Genomic DNA, 22,497 nt, shown 5'->3' with positions numbered 1-22,497 from the left:
CAGCCGACGTCGGTCGATGCGCACGGCTCCAGGCCTTGAAGCGGCTATCCGGCCAGCCGTCTCGGAACATCGCCCGCCTTGGTCAGTCCGCCGGGAAGAAGGCCGGCCCGACCACTCTCACCGGCCGCGCGCCGATCGCTCTTTCGATCGACTGATGCTGGGCAGCCCCCTGCACTTCGGCAGCCTGCGTTTTTGCCTCTGCCGGAGCGGCACCGGCGGTTTCGATCCCGGATTGAGGAATTTCCGCGACGATGCCAAAATCCGGCTTTGCCGTCGGTAACGGTATGATGGCGTTGGTCATGTTGGCCGGTGTCACGGTTCGTGCCCTGAGCTCGGCGACGCGCCGGTAATAGCGCTTGACGTCGCAGGCCTTGAAGTTCGCGTCGTCGCGGTACCGGAACGCGGCAGGTAGCTCCACATAGGGTTTTCCCGACTCGAGCGCGACCATCTCCTCGGTCTCGCGAGTGGCGTCGCTCAGCGTATAGAGGTCGACGCCGGCATCGTCGCAGATGTAGCGACACTGATCGACCGTTTCCTTCTGATCGTCGCTCTTGGCGAACTGCGATTTTGGCGCGGGGAAGAAATATCCGTCCGACAAGCGAACACAAAACAGCATCCGATTGCCGCCAATTGTTGTGCCTGCGGACTGAGCCTTGGGTGCCGTGCGTTGCTGCGCCGGCTGTTTCTTGGCAGCGGGGGCGGCGCAGCCCAGCGCGACAAACCTGGCCTTCAATCCGGACGTGTCCCTGCTCGAATTCGACAGTCTGGCGATCTGCCGTTGCACCTCCGCCTTGCTGCTGACCAGGTCGGCGCAGGGATTGAAGAGGAAGCCGGCGGTTTTCGCCGTGCATCTGCGTTGTCTCTCAAGCTTTTGAATCGCGGCGAGTTGCCGGCGCAGTTGGGCAAGCTCGGGGCTGGTCCCGCCGCTGCGCCCCGCCGAAAGCAATTGGCTCCTGATGGCACCGCAGCTATCCGCGTAGGAGAAGGATGTGCCGAGCGCAACGGCTATTGCCGACACCAGCATCAGAATCGTGAGGGGCCAGAAGCGTGTCATTGGAACGACCATTATCCTTGTTGCACCGAGAACAGGATTTCTTTGTCGACTATGGATAAGTACTGGCTAAATCAGTTTTTCCTAATTGAAGTAGATCAAACCGCCACCAGAGACTTTAGCTCTAGTGTATTAGATCCACTCGTGTAAATTCAATATTACATTTTTATTTCAAGATTGAGACGAACCGGCAGCAACGCCGGCGGACGCCCGCCACGGCGAAGCTTTGATGCGCGCGGCGGGTTCGGCATCGCGATCAATCCGGCGTTACCGGCCGGCCGTTGCTGAAACCTTAGCCCTGGGATCGGCGTTGAGCGGCCAAAGGAGGAGACCGCAAATGTCGATCCACTTCACTGTCGCGGACCTGACCAGGAATCTGTTCCATTCACTTGGGTTGGACCATGAACGCGCACCGAGGCCACTCGACCACGAGCAGAGGCTTTTGCTGGAGTGCTATCTCGCCGGCCGGATACCGGAATCGGCCTGGAGCGACTATGTCGTCGAGGTGCCGGAACTGGCGCGACATGTCGAGGCGAGACGAAGGCGCCACTAGATCCCGAAAAGTGGAATCCGGTTTTTGGAAAAGATCAAGGCGAAGCCTTCACTCGCGGTGCAGCCTGTTCTTGTTTGGGCGAGTTGAATTGCAGAGTGAACACCTTGCCCGGGATGCCTTGAGCCAGCGCCGGTGAAAAGCTCAACGGCAGGCAATGGTCCACGGCCGCGACCGCCGCGTCGACAAAAGCTTGGCGCGTCTTCTCCTCGCCGGCGACGCGGATGGCGGTCGGCTTGGGCCGGCCGATCAGCGTGCCATCGCGCCTGAAGCTGAAGCTCAGGGTGACGGTGGAATTCCCGGCATTCGCCGGAGGGGTCCAGCACGCCTGGATGGCAGCCCCGACCTCGGGCATGGTGTTGAGCGTCGCTGCATTCGATTGACCGGCTGCACCCAGCATGGCGCCTGCAATCACCATCATTCCAGCAATGCTTTTCATGACAGGGCCTCTGTCCTTGAACCGCCATCGAGGACGGGACTACTTCGATGGTAGGGCCGACATCGGCGATGGCAAGATGCCGGCAACGCGCTTCATCAGCCATTCAGGCGTCGTGAAGCGCCGTCAGCCGCAAACTTCGGCAGGGCTGCAATAAGCAAAGGCCGGCGAGCAGCCGACCTTTGCTTTCCATCCGCGCCAGTACATCCGTGGTCGCAAGCTGGAGGTGAATACCAGTAGAAAGGGTTTCGGTTAACGAAACCTTAAGCTCCCCACATCGTGCAAACAGGGGAGAGTAAGAAAGAATTACCCCAGATCATTACCGGCTCCCGCAGAACGTGCGGACGATCGCCGGCCTGCACGTGCCTCAGGCGTTGGCCTGCGACCGCACATAGGCGATATAGCCGCGCACGTCGCCGGCCGGCTCGGCATAGGCCTTGCCGAGTTTCTTCTCGATCGCCGCCATATAGTCTTTTGCCCATTGGGGCAGCGCATAGTCGATGACGGCGAGGAATTCGAGCGTCGCCGCCAGGCGGATGTCGGCGATCGACGGGTTCTTGCCGCCGATGAACGGCCTGCCGTTCCTGAAGAAGCTGTGAAACACCTCCAGCGGCTCGGCTATCGCTTCTATAGCGGCCTTCTGGGCTTCCGACTTCTTGTCGGGATGAGCGTCGCTGTGGCCGACCTCGCCGGCATATTGCGGGAAATTCAGCACAGGATATGTGGCGCGCGCCACATAGGGGTAGAGCGTCCCGATCAGGTAGAACATGGCACTGTCGATCATTGCCCGCTTGGCCGGCGCCTTGGGATATAGTTTCTCCAGCCCGTGCTTGTTGGCGAGGTACTGCATAATGGCGCAGCTTTCCCACAAGACACCTCTCGGCAGGCCCTTGTCCTCGATCATCGGCGTAAGATGGGCCGGGTTTCGCGCCATGTATTCGGGCGAGCGCGTGAGACCCCATACGTCGGTCTCGGAATGGTCGAGCCCGGCGGCGCGTGCAAACACCCGAACGCTCATATTGTTGACGCTCGGCTTCAGCATGCTGAGCGTGAGCGCCGGCTTTTTCGCAGGCTTCGCCTTGGCCTTCGCGGGCTTTTTGCCGGAGACCTTCGCCGCCGGCTTTGCCACTTTCGCCGCTGACTTGACGGCAGCTTTGGCCGCCGGCTTCGCTCCTGGCCTGGCTGCCTTGGCGGCAGGCTTTTTCGCACTCTTCGTCGCTGTCTTTGCCATTATGTCCTCCCTTTGTTTGGCGTGTCGTCAGTATGGATTTTTCGGTGCGCGATCCTCCGACAAGGTTGCGCGCAAGCGCTCGACAAGCACCTGGATCGCATCGGCAAGGTGCACTTCGGCGATGTTGTAATCGCCGCGCGCGACGCGGATCTTGTGCGCCTGCATCAGCACGTCGGCATGGGTGAAGCCCGCCGGCGGCTCGAAACGGTAGGAGGCGAGCTCGATCAGAAGGCCGAGCGGATCCTCGAAATAGATCGAGTCCATGAAGCCGCGATCCTTGACGCCGCTGTGCTTGATTTCACGCTCGTTGAGCCGGGCGACCGCCTGCAAGAAGGTGACGCGCGACACCGCGAAAGCGATGTGATGGACGCAGCCAGTATCGGTTGGCGTGCGCCGCTTGACCGGCGTGCGGCTTTCGTCGGTGAAGACGGTGATCAGCCGGCCGTCGCCCGGATCGAAATAGAGATGGCTTTCGCTTGCCTTGTCGAGATTGGGCTGCTCGAAGATGAAAGGCATGCCGAGCACGCCCTCCCAGAAATCGATCGAGGTCTGACGCCCGGCGCCGACCAGCGTGATGTGATGAACGCCCTGCGATTGCAGTTTTTGCATTGCCTTCCTCCCGTGGCATCTCCTCATCGGCACGAACCGTATCGGTCCGCGCCGATCAATTTGCGGCAGCGCTCCACATGGTCGGCATCCGCATTACGGATACGGCTGATCGCCTATCCGGCCTGCCGAGCGTTCCCTGCCCGGCGTTCTGTGCGCCGGTTTGAGCCTCCCGGCTCATGGTTTGTGACGTGATGCTAATTCAATTGCCGGCGCTGCGCCAGAAGCAGAGAACCCGGCCTGACCCTGACCGATGCCGGTGTATTACAACCATTGTGAGATTACTTGGTACGCCCAAGGGGAATCGAACCCCTGTTCCCGCCGTGAGAGGGCGGTGTCCTGACCGCTAGACGATGGGCGCGTTCAAGAACCGGCGATATAGGCTGACGGCTGGCAAAAAGCAACTAGGGTTAAGGCTGCCGATCGCGCCGGTGAAATATCCGCTGCAAGCCTAGCGTTTTGGCTCGATCAGGTCCCAGAGATTTCCATAGAGATCGGCGAAAACCGCCACAGTGCCATAGGTCTCGTGCCGGGGCGCCTCACGGAATTCGATGCCCTTTTCGAGCATCAGCGCATGGTCACGGGCAAAATCGTCGGTTTCGAGGAACAAAAAGACCCGCCCGCCGGTCTGGTTGCCGACGGCGTGCCTTTGCGCATCACCGGATGCCTCGGCGAGAAGCAGCCGCGCGCCCTGCCCGTTGCCCGGCGTGATCGTGACCCAGCGTTTGCCGCCGCCGAGGTCGACATCTTCGGCGACCACAAAACCCAGCCGGTCGACATACCACGAGATCGCCTCGTCATAATTTGCGACGACAAGCGCGACCGTGGCAATGCTGCGGTGTTCGGCAAAACCGGTCATTTGTTCCTGATCGAAAAACGGCCGACGATGCGGCGCTCGGTAATGTCATAGACGAAGATGGCGCGGCTGCCGTCGGGCAGCTCGGTGTCGATCGACAGGTGATTGCCGGACAGCGATTGGCTGATCACCCTGGCGCCGACCGGCAGCACGATGTCGCCGTTGACCGTTTCGCCGATCGGCACCTGGATGTCGCTGCTCAGCGGAGGGGCGGCAGGCGGCGCGTTGCGCGCTTTGTAGACAAGCGCCGCGATCACCACCATAAGGGCGAGGAACAGCAGGCCGAGATTGATGGCGACGAAGCGGACGAGCTTCCTCCGCACCTTTTCGACCTCGGGGTCGAGCGGCTTTTCCTCGTCTTCGTCGGCAAGCGGCCGGGCCATGGCAGCAGATTCCGGAACTGTTTTCGATGAGCGCTCATAACGAAGAGGTCAGACAATTAATAGGGGCCGGACCAATCGTGCTGGAGGCGGGCGCCGATGCGGCCGGCCAGCGGCTCGACCAATGGCTGGCGGCCAGGCTCGGCCCCGACATGTCGCGCAGCCGGGTACAGATGCTGATAAAGCAGGGCGCCGTCAGGATCGGCGGCAGGCCAGCCAGCGAAGCGAAGCGCAAGATGGCACAAGGTGACAGCGTGTCGGTCGACATGCCGGAGCCGGAACCGGCGGAGCCGCAAGGCGAAGATATTGCGCTGGACGTCCTCTACGAGGACAGCGAGCTGATCGTCATCAACAAGCCGGCCGGGCTGGTCGTACATCCCGGCGCCGGCAACTGGACCGGCACGCTGGTCAACGCGCTGATCCATCATTGCGGCGACAGCCTGTCCGGCATCGGCGGCGTGAGACGGCCGGGCATCGTCCACCGCCTCGACAAGGAGACCAGCGGCGTCATGGTCGTCGCCAAGACCGATCGCGCCCACAAGGCGTTGTCGGAGGCCTTTGCCGACCACGGCCTGACCGGCGATCTCGAGCGGGCGTATCTGGCGTTGGTCTGGGGCATACCGGCAAGGCCGACCGGGACGGTCGACGCGCCGCTCGGCCGCGCCGCCGACCGGGTACGCCGCGCCGTGGTGCCGCAAGGCCGCGACGATGCCCGCCACGCCGTCACGCATTTCACCGTCGTTGAGCGCTTTGGCGAGCAGCAGCAGGAATTCGCCACGGCGAGCCTGGTCGAATGCCGGCTAGAAACCGGTCGCACTCACCAGATACGCGTCCACCTGGCTCATATCGGCCATCCAGTGATCGGCGATCCCGAATACGGCCAGGCTTTCCGCACCAAGGCCAACCGGTTGCCCGAGCCGCTAAGGAGCAAGGTAAAGGCGTTTCCGCGACAAGCTTTGCACGCCCGCCTCCTTGCATTTCGGCATCCCGATACCCATTTAACGATGAGGTTCGAAGCACCGATACCGTGGGACATGGAGGAACTCGTCGACGGCTTCCGCAAGCTCTGAACCAATCACCCTAAAACCTGACCGGCGTTGTTCACTTCAGCGTGACACACTGTTTCGTGTTGAACAAATGCCTGTCTTTCTGGTTTTGTTCCTATATATGTCGGTTGGCGCGAATGTGCCTTTGGCATTCGCGCCACATGCCCGCCGCGTTTCGGGGGCATCACTCCAATAGAGAGGGGGCGCTATCATGGCCCAGTCATTACCCAGTATCGTTTCCGGCGAAGGCGGTCTCAGCCGCTACCTGGAAGAAATCCGCCGCTTTCCGATGCTTCAGCCGCAGGAAGAGTACATGCTCGCCAAGCGCTATGCCGAGCATGAGGACACCACGGCTGCGCACAAGCTCGTCACCAGCCACCTTCGGCTCGTCGCCAAGATCGCCATGGGCTATCGCGGCTATGGCCTGCCGATCGGTGAGGTGATCTCGGAAGGCAATGTCGGCCTGATGCAGGCCGTCAAGAAATTCGAACCGGAGCGCGGTTTCCGTCTCGCCACCTATGCGATGTGGTGGATCAAGGCCTCGATCCAGGAATACATCCTGCGCTCGTGGAGCCTGGTCAAGATGGGCACCACCGCCAACCAGAAGCGCCTGTTCTTCAACCTGCGCAAGGTGAAGGGCAAGATCCAGGCGCTCGACGAAGGCGATTTGAAGCCCGATCAGATCACCGAGATTGCCACCCGGCTGAACGTCTCGGAAGCGGAAGTCGTGTCAATGAACCGCCGTCTGTCGGGCGACGCCTCGCTCAATGCGCCCATCCGGGCCAGTGAAGGCGAGTCCGGCGAATGGCAGGACTGGCTGGTCGACGACCACGAAAGCCAGGAAGAGATGCTGATCGAGCAGGACGAGCTGGAAAACCGGCGCGGCATGCTGTCGGGCGCTCTTGCCGTGCTCAACGACCGCGAACGCCGCATCTTCGAGGCGCGCCGCCTCGCCGATGAGCCGTTGACGCTTGAAGAGCTGTCGGCCGAGTTCGATATCAGCCGCGAGCGCGTGCGCCAGATCGAGGTGCGCGCCTTCGAGAAGGTGCAGGACGCGGTCAAGGCCGCAGCCAAGCGCCAGACGCAGGCGCTGCGCACCATCGAGGCGCAGCCGGCGGCGTAAGGCCTTCCAAGGGAACAAATAACGGCGGCGTCAGGTAACTGGCGCCGCCGTTTTTTCTAAAGCGCGTCGCGTTCGGCCGGCCTTGTGCGACGCGCTTTAGATTCTTGTTTTTATGCATGTCGTTATCGCAAAACCGCTGCACACTTTTGCGCGACATGTATTAGCGGGTTGCCGGTTCCGCGGCGCCTTCGCGGATGTCCGATCCGCCGCCATAACTGCTCAGTAGCCTTGCCATGGCGTCCCCAGACGATCGCATCGATAGCGGCATTACCGCAATTTTCCCCAAGCCCTGAAAACCGTAACGCTGCAAGCTGTGGCGGCAATGTTCCGGGGCCGACCGCAGCATTCCACAACCCGGCGCTCGCGGCAGGCGGCGCGACAACAAGCCGCCGGGGCTGCGCCGGGCAGTTGAGCTCGTCTATTGAAAACGAAAGGCTGTGTGACGATGACCATTTCTCCGTTTCTGGCCGCTCTCGTATCCGAAGGTCCGCCAGCCGACCGAGCGAAAGACATGGCCCTCTATGGATGGCTAATTGGAAGCTGGGAAATGGACTCGGTCCACTACCTCGACGACGGCACAATCCAGAAATGGGATGGCGAATGCCATTTTGGCTGGGTGCTCGAAGGCCGCGCGATTCAGGACGTTTGGATCAGGCCCAAGCGCCCTGCGCCGTCGACGATGTATGGTACGACCTTGCGCATCTTCGACCCTGGGATCGATGGCTGGCATATCATATGGAACGACCCGCTCAACCAGGATCGCTCGCGCCAGATCGGCCGGGCCGAGGGTAAGGACATTGTCCAGCTCGGCAATGACTCGCGCGGTCTGCAAACTCGATGGCGTTTCACTGAGATCACTGCCACCAGCTTCCATTGGATCGGCGAGGAAAGATCTTCCGAGAGCGATCCTTGGCAAATCACGTATGAACATTTAGCCCGCCGAACAAAACCCTGACGCTGGACTGGCTGGCGTCTGCGCTGCTCCTCATCCGGCTGCCACCACCGTCTTCCCGCATGGACCTCTCGGATTCAAACATCGCAAAAATCGAATCAGGATCAATAACTTGGATGACCATCGCAGAACGATGAGGGCGGCGCCGAGTTTGAATGGCACTGTAATGCCAGCGACCCATCTCCTCACAGGCAATCGAGCGGAAATTTCAGATAGCGCCGCCCGTTGGATTCCGGTTCCGGCAGGCGTCCGCCATTCATATTGACCTGCAGCGCGTGCAGGATCAGCCGCGGCATCGGCAACGTCCTGTCGCGGGCTTGGCGGAGCGCGACGAAGTCGGCTTCCGTCTTGCAGCCGGCAACATGGATGTTGCCGGCTTTCTGCTCCGCGACCGTGCTTTCCCAGCGCGCTTCGCGATCGCCCGGCTGGTAGTCGTGACCGACGAACAGACGTGTCTCGTCCGGCAGCGCCAGGATGTCCTCGATCGAGTGCCAGAGCCGCTCGGCACTGCCGCCGGGAAAGTCCGTCCTGGCGGTGCCGCTGTCCGGCATGAACAGCGTGTCGTGGATGAAGGCGGCGTCGCCGACGACGTAAGTGATCGAGGCCAGCGTATGGCCCGGCGAGAACAGCACTCTTGCCGGAAGGCCGCCGACCGAAAAAGTTGCGCCGTCGGCGAACAGCCTGTCCCATTGCGAACCGTCGGCGGGGAATTCCGGCCAGTTGTAGATCACCTTCCACAATTTCTGGACGTCGATGACCTTTTCGCCGATTGCCGTCGGCGCTCCGGTTCTCCCCCTCAGATAATGGGCGGCGGAGAAATGATCGGCATGCGGATGCGTGTCGAGGATCCACTCGACCTCCAGCCCGCTTTCCCTGACGAAGTCGAGCAGGGCGTCGGCGTTTTTCGTTGCCGTTGCACCGGACCTTTCGTCGAAGTCGAGCACCGGATCGATGATGGCGCATTTGCGGGTCGCCATGTCGGCGACCACATACTGGACGGACCCGCTCGGCTTGTCATAGAAGCCGGTGACCTGCGACCTGGCCGATAATGCGTCCAATCCCAGCCCCCTTGATCCTCACCGTGGCAGGAATGACTTTCTCTGCCACGGCAAATGAAAGGCATGGTTGTCCGTCAACCAGGCGCCGTCAAGCACCCCATACTCACACGACCAGGAAAACCGAAAATTCTCCGTGCCGCCTCTGCCTGCTCAGGCGGAAGGCTGCTTGGTTTTCCTGAGATATGGCAGGATCGTCTCGTAGGCGCCGAAGCGCTTGATGGCATCCTCATTGGAGACGGCAGCGGTGATGATGACGTCCTCGCCCTGCTTCCAGTTCGCCGGCGTCGCCACCTGGTGCTTGGCGGTCAGCTGCATGGAATCGATGGCGCGCAGGATTTCGTCGAAGTTGCGGCCGGTCGTCATCGGATAGGTGAGAACCAGCTTGATCTTCTTGTCGGGCCCGATGACGTAAACCGAACGCACCGTGGCATTGTCGGCGGGCGTGCGGCCTTCCGAGCTCTCGCCGGCACCCGCCGGCAGCATCTCGTAAAGCTTGGCGACCTTGAGATCCTTGTCGCCGATCAGCGGGTAGTTCACCGAATGACCGGTCGCGGTCTTGATGTCGTTCTGCCACTTTTCATGGCTTTGGACGGGATCGACCGAGATGCCGATGATCTTGACGTTGCGCTTCCTGAACTCGCCTTCGAGCCCGGCCATCGTGCCGAGTTCGGTCGTGCAAACCGGCGTAAAGTTCTTGGGATGGCTGAACAATACCGCCCAGCCGTCGCCGATCCATTCATGGAAGCTGATCGGTCCTTGCGTGGTCTCAGCGGTGAAGTCCGGTGCGATATCGTTGATGCGAAGGCTCATGACGTGTCCCTTACCCTGTGCGTGCAGATCGCAGCCGGCGTTGCCCGGCGCTGCTTTTGCCTTTCTATCACTCCGGCGTCATCCTTCAAACGCCTGTTGCGCCGGCATCAAGGCCGGCGGCGAAATATTTTCATTGCTTCTCGGCAAATGCAGCAGGAATTTTCGCTGCGCTGGTTCAGGCCTTGTTCACTGCCAGCGTCGTCGCCAGGTCTTCCATGCGCTGGGCCAGTGCGCCGAGCGCCCCGGTCAGCACGGAATCGTTCTTGTCGGCCTTGGTCAGTGCGTCGTCGCGCGTCTTGCGCAGCGTCAGCACTTCGCTTTCCATGCCCTTGACCCGCTTCTGCAGTTCCGAAAGCTCGTCCATGACCATGATGCCGGCCATCACGGTCAGCCGCTGGTCGCCGATCTCGCCAAAAGAATCCTTCAGATGCGAGACATAGCGGTCGAAGCGCTCGGCAAGATCGATCAGATGCTCTTCCTGGCCCTCGTCGCAGGCCATCCGATACTGCTTGCCGTCGATGGAAACCGTGACTTGTGCCATTGGCCTACCTGTCCAGTACCGCGCGGATGGTTTCCATGGCTGTCACCAGCCTTCGCGACACTTCCTTGTTGGCATCTTCCAGCCGTTCGGCGCGGGCCTCGGAATTGTCGAGCTCCTGCGCCAGCCGCGAGCGGTCGGCGTTCATCCGCTGCACTTCGGCCTCGGCTTCCGAATAGTCCCGCTCGTGCTCGAGCTTGGCCGCGACGGCGTTTTCCAGCCCTTCGATGGCCTTACCCAGCCTGGCAATGACTTCCTTGAGGGTCGTTTCCCCGGTCATGGCTTTCGTCCTGCGCCCTGCCCATCACCGAATCATCCACGTTCAGAACGCGTTATCCCTGAAACATTACGCGTCGTGTGAACCGCACGTCAATAAAGCTGTCGCGACTGTCCCCTGCTAACGCTAATGTAAGTCGCGCATGGCCATCACAAGACCGGCAAAAGCACACCGATTTGTTGACTAAAAGGCCGCGCCTGCTATGTGTCGCGCACCCTTTTCAAGGGCTTTCCCAAGGCCCAAACCCCCATTTTGGAGGAAGCATGACTTCGCGCGAACAACATGACCGGATGGCCAATGCGATCCGTTTTCTCGCCATGGACGCTGTGGAGAAGGCAAACTCCGGCCATCCCGGATTGCCCATGGGCTGCGCCGACATCGCCACGGTGCTGTTCACCCGCTTTCTCAAATACGATCCGAAGAACCCGCATTGGCCGGACCGCGATCGCTTTATCCTGTCGGCCGGCCACGGCTCGATGCTGCTTTACTCGCTGCTCTATCTGACCGGCTACGAAGACATCACCATCGACCAGATCAAGCAGTTCCGCCAATTGGGGTCGAGGACCGCGGGCCACCCGGAATACGGCCATGCCGCCGGCATCGAGACGACGACAGGCCCACTCGGCCAGGGCCTTGCCAATTCGGTCGGCTTCGCACTCGGCGAGCGCATCATGAATGCCGCTTTCGGCAACGATCTCGTCGACCACTACACCTATGTGCTGGCCGGCGACGGCTGCCTGATGGAAGGCGTATCCCAGGAAGCCATCGCGCTTGCCGGACATCTGAAGCTGAACAAGCTGATCGTCTTCTGGGACAACAACAACATCTCGATCGATGGCCCGGTGTCGCTGGCCGACAACACCGACCAGGTCGCCCGCTTCCAGGCGTCCGGCTGGAATGCTAGCCATATCGACGGCCAGGACCCGGAAGCGATCGCCTATGCCATCGAAGCGGCCCGCCACTCCGACAAGCCGACGATGATTGCCTGCAAGACGACGATCGGTTTCGGCGCGCCGACCAAGGCCGGCACCAACAAGGCGCATGGCTCGCCGCTCGGTGCCGAGGAAATCGCCGGTGCCAGAAAATTCTTCGGCTGGGATTCGCCGCCCTTCGAGGTTCCGGCCGATATTCTCGACGCATGGCGTACCGCCGGGCGGAGCGGCGTCAAGGCGTGCACCGACTGGGAAAGCCGCCTTGCCAAGGCTGATGCCAAATTGCGCGCAGAGTTCGAACGCCGCATCAGTGGCACGCTGCCGGCCAGCTTCGACGCCGTCATTGGCGATTACAAGAAGAAGCTCGCCGCCGACAAGCCGAAGGTCGCCACCCGTAAGTCATCGGAAATGGCGCTGGAGGTCATCAACGGCGCCGTGCCCGAAACCATCGGCGGCTCGGCCGATTTGACCGGCTCCAACAACACCAAGACCAGCCAGACCAAGAACATCACCGCCGACGATTACGGCCAGCGCTACGTTCATTACGGCGTTCGCGAGCACGGCATGGCGGCCGCGCTCAACGGGCTGACATTGCATGGCGGCATTATCGCCTATGGCGGCACTTTCATGTGCTTTTCCGATTATGCCCGTCCGGCGATGCGGCTTGCTTCGCTGATGGGCATCCGCTCGATCTTCGTCATGACCCATGATTCCATCGGCCTTGGCGAAGACGGCCCGACCCATCAGCCGGTCGAGCATCTGGCAGCACTTCGCGCCATTCCGAACCACAATGTCTTCCGCCCGGCCGACGCGGTGGAAACCGCGGAATGCTGGCAGTTGGCCATTGAGTCGGAAAAGACGCCTTCGACATTGGCGCTGACCCGGCAGAACCTGCCGACGGTACGCAACGACTTCGTTGCGGAAAACCTCTCCAGCCGCGGCGCCTATGAACTTGCCGCCGCCAGTGGCGAGGCGGCGGTGACGATCTTCGCTTCGGGCTCCGAGGTCGAGATCGCGCTGGCCGCCCGCGAGGCCTTGGAAAAGCACGGCCACGCGACCCGCGTCGTCTCGGTGCCGTGCTTCGAATTGTTCGACAAGCAGAGCGCCGACTATCGCAGCAGGACGATCGGCAATGCGCCGCTCAAGATTGCCATCGAAGCCGGCATCCGTCAGGGCTGGGATCACTTCATCGGCACCGACGGCATCTTTGTCGGCATGACCGGCTTCGGCGCCTCCGGCACCATCGAACAGCTCTACCCGCATTTCGGCATCACAGCCGAGGCAACGGTGAAGGCGGCGGAAGCCCGTCTGCATGGCAAATGAAAGTGAGCCCCGCCCGGCAAAGGCTGGCATAGCGGTTTTGCCGGGCGGTGGAGCACTAATCGATTTAAATCCACGCCTCGGCGGCTGGATTCTTTGCCCGTCCGCCGTTATGAAGCTGCGGACTTGATCTTCGGCCTCCAACTCCCAGGGAGAGAACAATGACCGTCAGAGTTGCCATCAACGGATTCGGCCGCATCGGCCGCAACATCCTGCGCGCCATCCATGAATCCGGCCGCAAGGATATCGACGTCGTCGCGGTCAACGATCTCGGCCCGGTCGAGACCAACGCGCATCTGCTGCGCTTCGACAGCGTCCATGGCCGCTTTCCGCACGAGGTGACGGTTGACGGTGACCAGATCATCGTCGGCAAGGAAAAATTCAAGGTCACCGCGATCAAGGATCCGACGCAACTGCCCTGGAAGGAGCTTGGCATCGACATCGCGCTCGAATGCACCGGCATCTTCACCGCCCGCGACAAGGCCGTCGCCCATCTGACCGCCGGTGCCAAGCGCGTTCTCGTCTCCGCTCCGGCAGAGGGCGCCGATCTCACCGTCGTCTATGGCATCAATCACGACAAGCTGACCAAGGACCACATCGTCATCTCGAACGCCTCCTGCACCACCAACTGCCTGGCGCCGCTGGCGGCCGTGCTGAATGAGGCGGTCGGCATCGAAAAGGGCATGATGACGACGATCCATTCCTACACCGGCGACCAGCCGACGCTGGACACCATGCACAAGGACCTCTACCGCGCCCGCGCCGCCGCGCTGTCGCAGATTCCGACCTCGACCGGTGCTGCCAAGGCCATCGGCCTGGTACTGCCCGAGCTCAAGGGCAAGCTCGACGGCATATCCATCCGCGTGCCGACCCCGAACGTCTCGCTCGTCGATTTCAAGTTCATCGCCAAGCGGCCGACCACCGTCCAGGAGATCAATGACGCGGTGATCGCCGCCTCGAACGGCAAGCTGAAGGGCATCCTCGCCGTTACCCGTCACCCCAATGTTTCGATCGACTTCAACCATGATCCGCATTCCTCGATCGTGGCGCTCGACCAGACCAAGGTCATGGACGGCAACTTCGTTTCGGTGCTGTCGTGGTACGACAATGAGTGGGGCTTTTCCAACCGCATGGGCGATACCGCCGTCGCCTTCGGCAAGACCATCGCCTGATCGCAGAGCCAGCTTCTCGACCTGGAGACGCCCGGCTCAGTCCGGGCGTTTTTCATTGCAGCACGAACCGCCGAGGCACGCTCCGCTGCTCGGGGGTGCCAAAACTTTCGACGATCGGCAGCGTGGGGCAAAAAGCCACGCTGCTGCCTTGCAGCGGCCATGTCTTCGCCCCACTCTCCCGTGATGCCGGAGCATATCGACTAGGGGCGACCAACGAATGGAGCATGGTATCTATCTTGTGACGCTCGTTGGCGCAGCACTTGTCGTTGCCGCCGCGTTTTCAAGCCTGATCGCCTTCCGTTTCGGCGCCCCTCTCCTGCTGCTGTTTCTCTGCATCGGCCTCGCCACCGGAACCGACGGTCTCGGCATCCATTTCGACAATGCCCGAGTTGCTTATTTTGCCGGCTCGTTGGCGCTGGCGGTCATCCTTTTCGATTCCGGCTTCGGCACGCCGCTCAACGCCTTGCGGCAGGCGGCCGGGCCGGCGCTGTCGCTGGCCACATTCGGCGTCCTTTTGACCACCGGGCTCTTCGGCGCCGCCGCCTATTATCTGCTCGACCTGACCTGGCTGGAATCCTTCCTGCTCGGTGCCGCCGTCGCCTCGACCGACGCCGCGGCGGTGTTCTTCCTGCTGCGCGCCGGGGAGATCAATTTGCGCGAGCGCGTGCGGTCCACGCTCGAGGTGGAATCCGGCACAAATGACCCGATCGCCATCTTCCTGACCATCACGCTGGTCGAGGTCATCGCCGCCAATACCCACCCCGAGGCCAAGGTGCTGGTCACCGATCTTGCCGTCGGCTTCCTTGTCAACATGGGGCTCGGCGCGGTCATCGGCATTCTCGGCGGCATGGCCATCGTGCGCCTTGTCGATCGCCTCAATCTCGATCACGGCCTGCTGCCGATCTTCGTGCTGACGCTGTCGCTTATGGTGTTCGCTGCCGCCGGTGCCGTCGGCGGCTCCGGCTTCCTGGCGGTCTATCTCGCAGGCCTGATTGCCGGCAATTCCGATATCCGGGCCGTCACCATCCTCAAGCGCTTCCAGGACGGCATGTCGTGGCTGGCGCAGATCATCATGTTCCTGATCCTCGGCCTGTTCGCGACGCCTTCGCAATTTCCGGCGATCCTGGTGCCGGCAGTGCTGCTCGGCCTGTTCCTGGTATTTGTGGCACGGCCAATCGCCGTCTGGCTCTGCCTGGTGCCGTTCCGTCTGCCACGCCCGGAAGTCGCCTTCGTCTCGTGGGTTGGCCTGCGCGGTGCCGTGTCGATCCTGCTTGCCATCACGCCGCTGCTCGGCGGTCTTGAGAACGGCCGCCTCATCTTCAACACTGCCTTCATCATCGTGCTGGTCTCGCTGATCATCCAGGGATGGACCGTCGGGCCGCTGGCGCGCCGTCTCGGCCTTATCGTGCCGGCCCGCCTGGGACCGCTCGACAAGGTCGAATTGGAACTGCCGGGCTCCGCCCATCATGAGCTTCTCGCCTACCGCGTGGCACCTGGCAGCCCGGTGGCGCGCGGCGAACGCATTCCGCGCTGGGCGCGGCCGTCGCTGGTGCTGCGCGACGGACGCTCGATGCGCTTCCAGGATATGGGCCGGCTGGCGGCCGGCGACCATGTCTACATCTTCGTGCCGGACCGCTATCCGCGCCTGCTCGACAAGCTGTTCGCCAGCCGTGCCGTGGTCGATCCCGAGGACGCGGATTTCTTCGGGGCCTTCGCCGTCGATCCGTCACGCCCCGCCGAGGAACTGGAGACCGCCTACGCGCCGGGCCTGACCGAAGCGGAACGCAAGCTCAGCATTGGCGACCTGGTCACTACGCGGCTCGGCGGCCACGCCGAATACGCCGACCGCGTGCTGCTCGGTCCGATCGAGCTGATCGTCCGCGACGTCGACGACAAGGGCAGGATCACCGGCCTTGGCCTGTCCTTTGAGCCGACCGCGCCGGTGGCGCGCGTTCCGGTGTTCCTCAGCGCCGGCGAAATCCGCGACCGCATCGCCGCCTTCATCCGCAACCGGCGCAAGCCGGCCGAGGCGCAGGCGGTCGAGGCGGCGGCCGAGATGGAACCGGTTCCGCAGCCCGTGGTGGAAAAGACAACTGGCGACGGCTGACCGCTGTCCACCCGAGCCGCGGAACCCTGCCGCGAGGCTGAAGAATGGCTCGGCAACTGGTGTGGCGGGTCCATGTGGTCCGACATCGCCGGAAATGATCCCGATCGGCCGGTTGCGAGGGCGTCCGGCCGATCAGTCGCCAATTCTCCGGCGCGCCATAGGGGCGCGCTTAATTGTTGCGGGCCGCTACGAACTGCGCCGCTTGTTTCAGAAGCGCAGCTTGCTCGCCAAAAGGTTCGAGCAACGCATGAGCCTGGTCAACGAGGCCATGGAGCTGGCCCCGCGCCCAGTCCGGTCCGTGCAGCGCGACCAGCGTCGCCTTGCCGGCCGCGGCATCCTTGCCGGTCGCCTTGCCCATCTGATGCGCGTCGGCGGTCAGGTCGAGCAGATCGTCGGCAAGCTGAAAGGCAAGGCCGATCGCCGAGCCGAACTCGGCCAGCCTTTCGCGGTCGCCCGACGGCGCGCCGGCAAGGATAGCGCCCGCTTCGCAGGCAAAGCGGATCAGCGCACCGGTTTTCATCGCCTGAAGCCGGATGATGCCGGCCTCGTCCGGCCGGCTTTGTTCGGCTTCGAGATCGAGCATCTGGCCGCCGACCATGCTTCCCGCCCCGGCGGCGCGGGCCAGTGCCAGCACCAGCGTTGCCCTGCGCTCGGCCGGCAGCATTGTCGCCTCGTCGGCAAGGATGTCGAAGGCAAGTGTCAGCAAGGCGTCGCCCGCAAGAATGGCGGTCGCCTCATCGAAAGCCCTGTGCACGGTCGGCTGGCCGCGGCGCAAATCGTCGTCGTCCATGGCCGGCAGATCGTCATGGATGAGCGAATAGCAGTGCACGCATTCGAGCGCCGCCGCGACGCGCAGCGCCGCCTCGCCGTCGGCTGAAAACAGTGCAGCACTTTCCATGACCAGGAAGGGACGCAGTCGTTTGCCGCCGTTCAGCACGCCATGTCGCATTGCCGCCATCAGGCGTTCGGGCCGCGCGACCTCGCCCGAAAGCGTCCGTCCGTCGAGCAACCGCCTAAGCAGCGCCTCGAGCGGAACTGCCCGGGCAATAAGTGCAGCTTCGAACGCCATTTGGTCGTCTTTCGTCATGGTCGGGAGCGGTAGCCGACACTCAGACGTTGCGCAAGAAGCCAAGCGCCATTATGCCGGGGGCAGGGAGTAGCGCGGACTGGGTGGCTTGGCGGAACCGATCGTCGATCACGAAACCGAAGGGTTGGACATGGCGAGACCGAGACGCGGCAGCCGCATCGGTCTTCAACGCTGGGTCCGGCGCGGCATCGCCGTCGCGGTCGTGCTGGCGCTGGTGCCGGTGGTGCTGACCTTCCTGTACCTGCCGACATTCGTGCATCCGGTGTCGACATTGATGCTGAAGGACCTGGCGACGTTTTCTGGCTACGATCGGCGCTGGGTTTCCATCGACGATGTCGCGCCGGTGCTGGCATATTCGGTCATCATGTCGGAGGACGGGCAGTTCTGTTTCCATCGCGGGGTCGATCTGGGCGAGTTGCGCGGCGTCGTCGACGATGCGCTCGCCGGCGAGATGACACGTGGCGCCTCGACCATCACCATGCAGACGGTAAAGAATCTTTATCTATGGTCGCGGCCGTTGGGCTCGGTCCGTAAGGTCGTGGAACTGCCGCTGGCCGTCTATTTCGATGCGGTGCTGTCGAAACGGCGGATCATGGAGATCTACCTCAACATCGCCGAATGGGGACCGGGCATCTACGGCATCGAGGCCGCCGCCCAGCATCATTTCGGCGTCTCGGCAAAACAGCTGTCGCGCCGGCAGGCAGCGCTGCTTGCCGTCACCTTGCCGAATCCGATCGTGCGCAATCCGGCGAAGCCCGGGCCGGGACTGAGGCGGCTTGCCGCGTTGATCGAACGGCGCGCCGGCCGCGCCGGCGCCTATGTCGGTTGCCTGCGATAGTGTCAAAAAAAAACACGGCGACGCTGGCCAAAACGCCGTCGGGCGTGTATAGGCACCCGACTTTCTCAGATTCCGGCCCCTGATGTGGCCCTTTCACGAGGGCCGCCGGGGCGTTTTGACCATGTAGTGGAGCATATCCATGGCCGTTCCGAAACGAAAAACCTCTCCGTCGAAGCGCGGCATGCGCCGTTCTGCCGACGCACTGAAGGCCCCGACCTATGTCGAGGACAAGAACTCCGGCGAGATGCGCCGTCCGCACCATATCGACCTGAAGACCGGCATGTATCGCGGTCGCCAGGTTCTGGAGCCGAAGGAAAGCTGAGAGAGCTTTCGACGGTTTATGGGTTGCGAAACGACCGGCCATTGGCCGGTCTTTTTGCGTTTGCGACAACTGATCGTATCAGCCGGGCCTGACATTGTTGTTTCACGCCGTCTTTGTCCGTGTTTATCGGCCGCACGAAAATTCTTGACGGCGAACGCCGGGCGCACTCTACAAAGATCAGTCCAACCGGAGCCGCCACATGTTCGGTGCCATCCCGCTGCTGATCGTGCCTTTCATCCTCTACAATCTCGGGCTTCTGGGAATATTCGGCAGCGGCGACGATCCGTGGGCCACCGAAATGTTTTCGGTCCGGATGATGTCGGGTGGCGTGTTCTCGATGACCCTCGGCGACCTCATCGTGCTGATCGCACTGATCTTCTTGTTCGTCGAAGTGGTGAAGTCGACGCGCACGACAAATGCCTCGATCATGGACCATCTTTTGTCGACCTTCGTCTTTGTGGCCTATCTGGTCGAGTTCCTGCTGGTGAAGGGCGCCGCCCATTCCGTTTTCTTCACACTGATGGTCATAGCGCTGATCGACGTGCTGGCCGGCTTTTCGGTGTCGATGCGGTCGGCCACCCGCGACATCAATATGAGTTAAGGATCCCGACTCAGCCCGGGTCAGCGGTGAAGCCAGCCGCCTCGACGCCGGCGATGGCTGCCGTTTCATCATTGTCGGACGTGTCGCCGGAAATACCGATGGCGCCGATGATCGTGCCGGCGTTGTCGCGGATCAGCACGCCGCCGACGACCGGCAGGACGCGCCCGCCCGACACGTCGGAGACGCCGGCGATCAGATGCGGGCGCTCCTTGGCGAAAGCTTCCACCCGGCGCGAGCCCATGCCGATAGCGAGCGCGCCATAGGCCTTGCCGGCCGACATTTGCGGACGCAGGAAAGAGGCGCCGTCCTGACGCTGGAACGCGACCAGATGGGCGCCGGCGTCGAGCACCGAGACGCCAAGCGGCCTGAGCTTGAGCTCGGCACCCTTGGCAAAGGCGGCGGCGATGATTTCAAGGGCTTTGTCGAGCGTCAGTGCGGTCATGGCCGTCTCCTAAACGCGCCAGTTATCAACCGGCAGAACAGACTCCGAGTGAACTGTTTCGCGTGCGAAAGGAAGCATGCATTCTGGGAGCGCCGGCCTATTTCTTCTTGGCGCGAGGCTTCTTCACCGGGGCCGGAGGCGCATTGGCCAGGTCTTCCGCTTCCTTGGCGAGGCGCAGCGCCCGCAGCTTGTTGGTCTTGGCTTGGCGAGCGTCGCTCTCGGCGACATATTCCGCCATCGCCTTCTGGCGAACCGTGGCTGCCTCTTCCTGTTTCTTGAAACGCAAATCGGCCCGCGCACGGGCAGTGTCCTTAGAGTTCTCGACCAAGAGCGTTATCCAATCCGTAAATTATCTTCAGTCCCTTGATAGCAGAGCCAGCCCGCAATTGGGAAAATAAGTTGGTCATGGCGCCGGATCGCAGCCGACTCGCTCCGCCTTGCGGGCGACTACCGCATCGTATCCGGCCTGCAAAGTCGCGCGGACGGTGGGTCCAGATGGGGCGGGAGACGCACCCAGATGCTCGTGGCGCAACTCGTTCATGAACTTATCCCACATCGGCGGGCCGCCTTTTTCCAGAAGCTCGGCACGGATAGAGAGCTCTTCGCTGACCGGCAGCCAGACGCGGCCCCAGGCGCCGAGATGCGCCAGGATCGGCACCAGCGTAATCGCCATTTCGGTCAGGCTGTAGATCGCCTTTTGCTTGTGGGAGGGATCGTCCGCCTTGGTCAGCATGCCGAGCTCCATCAGCCGCTTCAGCCGGTCGGCGAGGATGTTGGAGGCGATGCCCTCCATCGAGCCGTTGAGCAGTTCGCGAAAGTGGCGTCTGCCGCCGAAGATGATGTCGCGAAGGATGATCAGGCTCCACCGGTCACCGAACACTTCGAGCGACAGGTTGATGGGGCATCCGGACCGACGATCGATGTTCATGCGAATCTCCAAAACCGGTTGCATTGTCGTATCGTTTTAATATCGTGCAACTGATTGCAACTTGCAATCGGATTTGCGGCCCAAGGAGGAAAGTCATGAGAAACGCCGAACACCCCGAAATCGTATCCCAAACCTTCGGCGATCCGGCCCATCCGGCGGTGTTGTTGATCATGGGCGCGATGGCTTCCATGCTTTGGTGGCCCGAAGCGTTTTGCCGGAAGCTGGCCGGCGAAGGTCGCTTCGTGATCCGCTATGACAATCGCGATACCGGCCGTTCGACCAAATACGCGCCGGGCGAGCCGCCTTATACATTCGACGACATGGCGGACGATGCTATCCGCGTCCTTGACGACCATGGAATCCGAAAGGCGCATGTGGTCGGCATGTCGATGGGCGGCATGATCGCGCAGCTCGTTGCGTTGAAATACCCGTCGCGTGTCACTTCGCTGACGGTGATCAGCAGTTCGCCCTTGGGCATCGATACGTCGCATTTGCCCGGAACCACCGAGGCCTATAGGAAACATTCGGCCGAAGGCGCGAAGGTCGACTGGTCTGACCGTGGCCAAGCGGTCGATTTCATGGTCAAAAACGCGCGTGCGCTCGCCGGCACCGCGCATCCGTTCGATGAGGCGCGGACGAGAGCGTTCGTGGAACAGGACTACGACCGGTCCGGCGGCTTTCTCAGCGCGACCAATCACTTCATGCTCAAGGGCGGCGAAGATCGGAGCGGCGAGGACTGGACGGGGCGGCTGCACGAGATGAAGATTCCGCTCCTCGTTGTCCACGGCACCGACGATCCGATCTTTCCAGCCGAGCATGGCGCCGCTCTTGCCGACGCGGTCGCCGGTGCAAGACTGGTCCGGATCAAGGGCGGCGGCCACGAGCTGCATCCCGACGATTGGGCCGCGATCATCGATGCGATCGTCGCCCACAGCCGGGCCACGTAGCAGCGGGCCGAACCTTGACACCGGATGCCCGCGAGACGAAGCACCAAAGATAGGAGCAAAAATGTCCCTGACGATGCATCTTCATCCGCTGGCCTCCTTCTGCTGGAAACCGCTGATCGCGCTCTATGAGAACGGCACGCCATTCACATCGGTCGTCGTCGATCTCGGCAATGAACAGTCGCGCGCGGCGTTCCTGAAATTGTGGCCGGCCGGCAAGATGCCGGTGCTGCGCGATGAGGCGCTGGACCGGACCGTGCCGGAATCGACGATCGTCATCGAATATCTCAACGCGTATTATCCCGGACCGGTCGAGCTGATCCCCGGCGATCTCGATCTCGCCCGTCAGACCCGGCTTGCCGACCGCTTCTATGACTTCTACGTCCAGGAACCGATGCAGAAGATCGTTGGCGACCGGCTGCGGCCGGAGGGCAAGACCGATCCGTTCGGCGTCGAGCAGGCCCGCGCCCAGCTGCGCAGCTCCTACGCCATCATTGAACAGGACATGCAGTCGAGGACATGGGCGGTGGGTGCGAGCTTCACCATGGCCGACTGCGCTGCCGCCCCCGCGCTGTTCTACGCCAACAAGGTCGAGCCGTTCGGAGACGAATATCCTGCGGTCAGGCGCTATCACGACCGGTTGCTGCAACGCCCCTCGGTTGCCCGTGTGATCGAGGAAGCGCAGCCGTATTTCAAGCTCTTCCCCTACAACAATGGCTAGAGTGGTTCATCGTTTCACGGAAACGCCGAACCGCTCTATCTCTTCCGGACGGAAAACCGCTTCACATTTTTCCTGGAATTGCTTGTCTTATGACTTTCGCTGCCGAATGGGTCAGAAAGGAACGCTGAGAGAGGGTAGCCGCCCCCCCTCAGCGGCGAGGGTCGGATCG

Annotated in this window: 26 protein-coding genes and 1 tRNA gene; 12 read left to right on the top strand and 15 right to left on the bottom strand. The window is 62.2% G+C overall.

The annotated features are described in order from the left end of the window. Nucleotides 1-82: 82 nt before the first annotated feature. On the bottom strand, nucleotides 83-1,054 hold the full coding sequence (locus NKJ91_RS27035; RefSeq protein ID WP_352457959.1) for a DUF2865 domain-containing protein: 972 nt from the start codon (nucleotides 1,052-1,054) through the stop codon (nucleotides 83-85). A 334-nt stretch (nucleotides 1,055-1,388) separates the two neighbouring features. On the opposite strand from NKJ91_RS27035, the gene NKJ91_RS27030 reads away from it, so the two are divergent. Further along, nucleotides 1,389-1,604, top strand: coding sequence for a hypothetical protein (locus tag NKJ91_RS27030; RefSeq protein WP_352457958.1), 216 nt, complete (start codon nucleotides 1,389-1,391; stop codon nucleotides 1,602-1,604). 34 nt (nucleotides 1,605-1,638) lie between these two features. On the opposite strand, the gene tolA is transcribed toward NKJ91_RS27030, so the two are convergent. The 6 genes from tolA to NKJ91_RS27000 all read right to left on the bottom strand — a co-directional run bounded on the left by tolA (nucleotide 1,639) and on the right by NKJ91_RS27000 (nucleotide 5,113). Beyond that, nucleotides 1,639-2,040, bottom strand: coding sequence for a cell envelope integrity protein TolA (tolA, locus tag NKJ91_RS27025; protein ID WP_352457957.1), 402 nt, complete (start codon nucleotides 2,038-2,040; stop codon nucleotides 1,639-1,641). A 364-nt stretch (nucleotides 2,041-2,404) separates the two neighbouring features. Next, the gene (locus NKJ91_RS27020; RefSeq protein WP_352457956.1) at nucleotides 2,405-3,268 is read right to left on the bottom strand and encodes a glutathione S-transferase family protein; all 864 of its coding nucleotides are present in this window, start codon (nucleotides 3,266-3,268) and stop codon (nucleotides 2,405-2,407) included. A gap of 27 nt (nucleotides 3,269-3,295) precedes the next feature. Next, nucleotides 3,296-3,877 (bottom strand): VOC family protein, encoded by a 582-nt coding sequence (locus NKJ91_RS27015; protein ID WP_352457955.1) that lies wholly within the window; start codon nucleotides 3,875-3,877, stop codon nucleotides 3,296-3,298. Between the two features lie 283 nt (nucleotides 3,878-4,160). Beyond that, a tRNA-Glu gene (locus tag NKJ91_RS27010) sits at nucleotides 4,161-4,235 on the bottom strand. 90 nt (nucleotides 4,236-4,325) lie between these two features. Then, nucleotides 4,326-4,733, bottom strand: a complete 408-nt coding sequence (locus NKJ91_RS27005) for a VOC family protein (RefSeq protein WP_352457954.1) — start codon at nucleotides 4,731-4,733, stop codon at nucleotides 4,326-4,328. Next, nucleotides 4,730-5,113 (bottom strand): fimbrial protein, encoded by a 384-nt coding sequence (locus tag NKJ91_RS27000; protein ID WP_352457953.1) that lies wholly within the window; start codon nucleotides 5,111-5,113, stop codon nucleotides 4,730-4,732. Before NKJ91_RS27000 ends, NKJ91_RS27005 begins: the two co-directional genes overlap by 4 nt. A 26-nt stretch (nucleotides 5,114-5,139) precedes the next feature. On the opposite strand from NKJ91_RS27000, the gene NKJ91_RS26995 reads away from it, so the two are divergent. The 3 genes from NKJ91_RS26995 to NKJ91_RS26985 all read left to right on the top strand — a co-directional run bounded on the left by NKJ91_RS26995 (nucleotide 5,140) and on the right by NKJ91_RS26985 (nucleotide 8,234). Continuing rightward, nucleotides 5,140-6,180 carry an RluA family pseudouridine synthase gene (locus tag NKJ91_RS26995; protein ID WP_352457952.1) on the top strand — a complete coding sequence of 347 codons (1,041 nt, stop codon included), beginning with the start codon at nucleotides 5,140-5,142 and terminating at the stop codon, nucleotides 6,178-6,180. Between the two features lie 187 nt (nucleotides 6,181-6,367). Next, nucleotides 6,368-7,279 carry an RNA polymerase sigma factor RpoH gene (gene rpoH, locus NKJ91_RS26990; RefSeq protein ID WP_023678514.1) on the top strand — a complete coding sequence of 304 codons (912 nt, stop codon included), beginning with the start codon at nucleotides 6,368-6,370 and terminating at the stop codon, nucleotides 7,277-7,279. Between the two features lie 445 nt (nucleotides 7,280-7,724). Next, on the top strand, nucleotides 7,725-8,234 hold the full coding sequence (locus NKJ91_RS26985) for a hypothetical protein (RefSeq protein ID WP_352457971.1): 510 nt from the start codon (nucleotides 7,725-7,727) through the stop codon (nucleotides 8,232-8,234). Between the two features lie 182 nt (nucleotides 8,235-8,416). Here NKJ91_RS26985 and NKJ91_RS26980 read toward each other — a convergent pair whose 3' ends face one another. From NKJ91_RS26980 to NKJ91_RS26965, 4 genes are all read right to left on the bottom strand, one after another. Then, nucleotides 8,417-9,289 carry an MBL fold metallo-hydrolase gene (locus NKJ91_RS26980; protein ID WP_352457951.1) on the bottom strand — a complete coding sequence of 291 codons (873 nt, stop codon included), beginning with the start codon at nucleotides 9,287-9,289 and terminating at the stop codon, nucleotides 8,417-8,419. 150 nt (nucleotides 9,290-9,439) lie between these two features. After that, nucleotides 9,440-10,099 (bottom strand): peroxiredoxin, encoded by a 660-nt coding sequence (locus NKJ91_RS26975; protein WP_023678511.1) that lies wholly within the window; start codon nucleotides 10,097-10,099, stop codon nucleotides 9,440-9,442. Nucleotides 10,100-10,274: 175 nt separating this feature from the next. Continuing rightward, complete coding sequence (locus tag NKJ91_RS26970; protein WP_254816554.1) at nucleotides 10,275-10,640, bottom strand: cell division protein ZapA; 366 nt, start codon at nucleotides 10,638-10,640, stop codon at nucleotides 10,275-10,277. 4 nt (nucleotides 10,641-10,644) lie between these two features. Continuing rightward, entirely contained in the window at nucleotides 10,645-10,917 is a 273-nt protein-coding gene (locus NKJ91_RS26965) for a DUF4164 domain-containing protein (RefSeq protein WP_006200774.1), read from the bottom strand. A gap of 260 nt (nucleotides 10,918-11,177) precedes the next feature. Here NKJ91_RS26965 and tkt point away from each other — a divergent pair, with 260 nt between their 5' ends. The 3 genes from tkt to NKJ91_RS26950 all read left to right on the top strand — a co-directional run bounded on the left by tkt (nucleotide 11,178) and on the right by NKJ91_RS26950 (nucleotide 16,445). Next, nucleotides 11,178-13,169 carry a transketolase gene (gene tkt, locus NKJ91_RS26960; RefSeq protein WP_352457950.1) on the top strand — a complete coding sequence of 664 codons (1,992 nt, stop codon included), beginning with the start codon at nucleotides 11,178-11,180 and terminating at the stop codon, nucleotides 13,167-13,169. A 158-nt stretch (nucleotides 13,170-13,327) separates the two neighbouring features. Next, nucleotides 13,328-14,338 (top strand): type I glyceraldehyde-3-phosphate dehydrogenase, encoded by a 1,011-nt coding sequence (gene gap / locus NKJ91_RS26955; RefSeq protein ID WP_023678507.1) that lies wholly within the window; start codon nucleotides 13,328-13,330, stop codon nucleotides 14,336-14,338. A gap of 217 nt (nucleotides 14,339-14,555) precedes the next feature. Further along, entirely contained in the window at nucleotides 14,556-16,445 is a 1,890-nt protein-coding gene (locus NKJ91_RS26950) for a potassium/proton antiporter (protein ID WP_352457949.1), read from the top strand. 169 nt (nucleotides 16,446-16,614) lie between these two features. Here the strand turns inward: NKJ91_RS26950 and NKJ91_RS26945 are convergent, their stop codons facing one another. Then, nucleotides 16,615-17,532 (bottom strand): polyprenyl synthetase family protein, encoded by a 918-nt coding sequence (locus tag NKJ91_RS26945; RefSeq protein WP_352457948.1) that lies wholly within the window; start codon nucleotides 17,530-17,532, stop codon nucleotides 16,615-16,617. A gap of 79 nt (nucleotides 17,533-17,611) precedes the next feature. Here NKJ91_RS26945 and NKJ91_RS26940 point away from each other — a divergent pair, with 79 nt between their 5' ends. From NKJ91_RS26940 to NKJ91_RS26930, 3 genes are all read left to right on the top strand, one after another. Next, nucleotides 17,612-18,370: a biosynthetic peptidoglycan transglycosylase gene (locus NKJ91_RS26940; RefSeq protein ID WP_031212144.1), complete on the top strand. Its 759-nt coding sequence runs from the start codon at nucleotides 17,612-17,614 to the stop codon at nucleotides 18,368-18,370. Between the two features lie 139 nt (nucleotides 18,371-18,509). Continuing rightward, nucleotides 18,510-18,692 carry a 50S ribosomal protein L32 gene (gene rpmF, locus NKJ91_RS26935; protein ID WP_006203806.1) on the top strand — a complete coding sequence of 61 codons (183 nt, stop codon included), beginning with the start codon at nucleotides 18,510-18,512 and terminating at the stop codon, nucleotides 18,690-18,692. A 199-nt stretch (nucleotides 18,693-18,891) separates the two neighbouring features. After that, entirely contained in the window at nucleotides 18,892-19,293 is a 402-nt protein-coding gene (locus tag NKJ91_RS26930) for a hypothetical protein (RefSeq protein ID WP_023678503.1), read from the top strand. Nucleotides 19,294-19,303: 10 nt separating this feature from the next. Here the strand turns inward: NKJ91_RS26930 and NKJ91_RS26925 are convergent, their stop codons facing one another. The 3 genes from NKJ91_RS26925 to NKJ91_RS26915 form a co-directional block, all read right to left on the bottom strand. After that, a complete protein-coding gene (locus NKJ91_RS26925) occupies nucleotides 19,304-19,735 on the bottom strand; it encodes a GlcG/HbpS family heme-binding protein (protein WP_023678502.1) in 432 nt (143 codons plus the stop codon). Nucleotides 19,736-19,832: 97 nt separating this feature from the next. Next, nucleotides 19,833-20,063, bottom strand: coding sequence for a hypothetical protein (locus NKJ91_RS26920; protein WP_023678501.1), 231 nt, complete (start codon nucleotides 20,061-20,063; stop codon nucleotides 19,833-19,835). A gap of 75 nt (nucleotides 20,064-20,138) precedes the next feature. After that, a complete protein-coding gene (locus NKJ91_RS26915; RefSeq protein ID WP_352451127.1) occupies nucleotides 20,139-20,663 on the bottom strand; it encodes a winged helix-turn-helix transcriptional regulator in 525 nt (174 codons plus the stop codon). Nucleotides 20,664-20,758: 95 nt separating this feature from the next. Here NKJ91_RS26915 and NKJ91_RS26910 point away from each other — a divergent pair, with 95 nt between their 5' ends. After that, complete coding sequence (locus tag NKJ91_RS26910; RefSeq protein WP_352457947.1) at nucleotides 20,759-21,610, top strand: alpha/beta fold hydrolase; 852 nt, start codon at nucleotides 20,759-20,761, stop codon at nucleotides 21,608-21,610. A 61-nt stretch (nucleotides 21,611-21,671) separates the two neighbouring features. Beyond that, on the top strand, nucleotides 21,672-22,328 hold the full coding sequence (locus NKJ91_RS26905) for a glutathione S-transferase family protein (RefSeq protein ID WP_352457946.1): 657 nt from the start codon (nucleotides 21,672-21,674) through the stop codon (nucleotides 22,326-22,328). Nucleotides 22,329-22,497 lie beyond the last annotated feature (169 nt).

Origin of the sequence: Mesorhizobium sp. M0040, assembly GCF_040323505.1 — a bacterium.
GTDB lineage: Bacteria > Pseudomonadota > Alphaproteobacteria > Rhizobiales > Rhizobiaceae > Mesorhizobium.
This window is presented reverse-complemented; position numbering and strand designations above follow the sequence as displayed.

Bases quoted from the DNA above. Each gene is read 5' to 3' on its own strand.
- NKJ91_RS27035 (WP_352457959.1), bottom strand. From the start codon at position 1,054: ATGACACGCTTCTGGCCCCTCACGATTCTGATGCTGGTGTCGGCAATA.
- NKJ91_RS27030 (WP_352457958.1), top strand. From the start codon at position 1,389: ATGTCGATCCACTTCACTGTCGCGGACCTGACCAGGAATCTGTTCCAT.
- tolA (WP_352457957.1), bottom strand. From the start codon at position 2,040: ATGAAAAGCATTGCTGGAATGATGGTGATTGCAGGCGCCATGCTGGGT.
- NKJ91_RS27020 (WP_352457956.1), bottom strand. From the start codon at position 3,268: ATGGCAAAGACAGCGACGAAGAGTGCGAAAAAGCCTGCCGCCAAGGCA.
- NKJ91_RS27015 (WP_352457955.1), bottom strand. From the start codon at position 3,877: ATGCAAAAACTGCAATCGCAGGGCGTTCATCACATCACGCTGGTCGGC.
- NKJ91_RS27005 (WP_352457954.1), bottom strand. From the start codon at position 4,733: ATGACCGGTTTTGCCGAACACCGCAGCATTGCCACGGTCGCGCTTGTC.
- NKJ91_RS27000 (WP_352457953.1), bottom strand. From the start codon at position 5,113: ATGGCCCGGCCGCTTGCCGACGAAGACGAGGAAAAGCCGCTCGACCCC.
- NKJ91_RS26995 (WP_352457952.1), top strand. From the start codon at position 5,140: ATGAGCGCTCATAACGAAGAGGTCAGACAATTAATAGGGGCCGGACCA.
- rpoH (WP_023678514.1), top strand. From the start codon at position 6,368: ATGGCCCAGTCATTACCCAGTATCGTTTCCGGCGAAGGCGGTCTCAGC.
- NKJ91_RS26985 (WP_352457971.1), top strand. From the start codon at position 7,725: ATGACCATTTCTCCGTTTCTGGCCGCTCTCGTATCCGAAGGTCCGCCA.
- NKJ91_RS26975 (WP_023678511.1), bottom strand. From the start codon at position 10,099: ATGAGCCTTCGCATCAACGATATCGCACCGGACTTCACCGCTGAGACC.
- NKJ91_RS26970 (WP_254816554.1), bottom strand. From the start codon at position 10,640: ATGGCACAAGTCACGGTTTCCATCGACGGCAAGCAGTATCGGATGGCC.
- NKJ91_RS26965 (WP_006200774.1), bottom strand. From the start codon at position 10,917: ATGACCGGGGAAACGACCCTCAAGGAAGTCATTGCCAGGCTGGGTAAG.
- tkt (WP_352457950.1), top strand. From the start codon at position 11,178: ATGACTTCGCGCGAACAACATGACCGGATGGCCAATGCGATCCGTTTT.
- gap (WP_023678507.1), top strand. From the start codon at position 13,328: ATGACCGTCAGAGTTGCCATCAACGGATTCGGCCGCATCGGCCGCAAC.
- NKJ91_RS26950 (WP_352457949.1), top strand. From the start codon at position 14,556: ATGGAGCATGGTATCTATCTTGTGACGCTCGTTGGCGCAGCACTTGTC.
- NKJ91_RS26945 (WP_352457948.1), bottom strand. From the start codon at position 17,532: ATGACGAAAGACGACCAAATGGCGTTCGAAGCTGCACTTATTGCCCGG.
- rpmF (WP_006203806.1), top strand. From the start codon at position 18,510: ATGGCCGTTCCGAAACGAAAAACCTCTCCGTCGAAGCGCGGCATGCGC.
- NKJ91_RS26930 (WP_023678503.1), top strand. From the start codon at position 18,892: ATGTTCGGTGCCATCCCGCTGCTGATCGTGCCTTTCATCCTCTACAAT.
- NKJ91_RS26925 (WP_023678502.1), bottom strand. From the start codon at position 19,735: ATGACCGCACTGACGCTCGACAAAGCCCTTGAAATCATCGCCGCCGCC.
- NKJ91_RS26915 (WP_352451127.1), bottom strand. From the start codon at position 20,663: ATGAACATCGATCGTCGGTCCGGATGCCCCATCAACCTGTCGCTCGAA.
- NKJ91_RS26910 (WP_352457947.1), top strand. From the start codon at position 20,759: ATGAGAAACGCCGAACACCCCGAAATCGTATCCCAAACCTTCGGCGAT.
- NKJ91_RS26905 (WP_352457946.1), top strand. From the start codon at position 21,672: ATGTCCCTGACGATGCATCTTCATCCGCTGGCCTCCTTCTGCTGGAAA.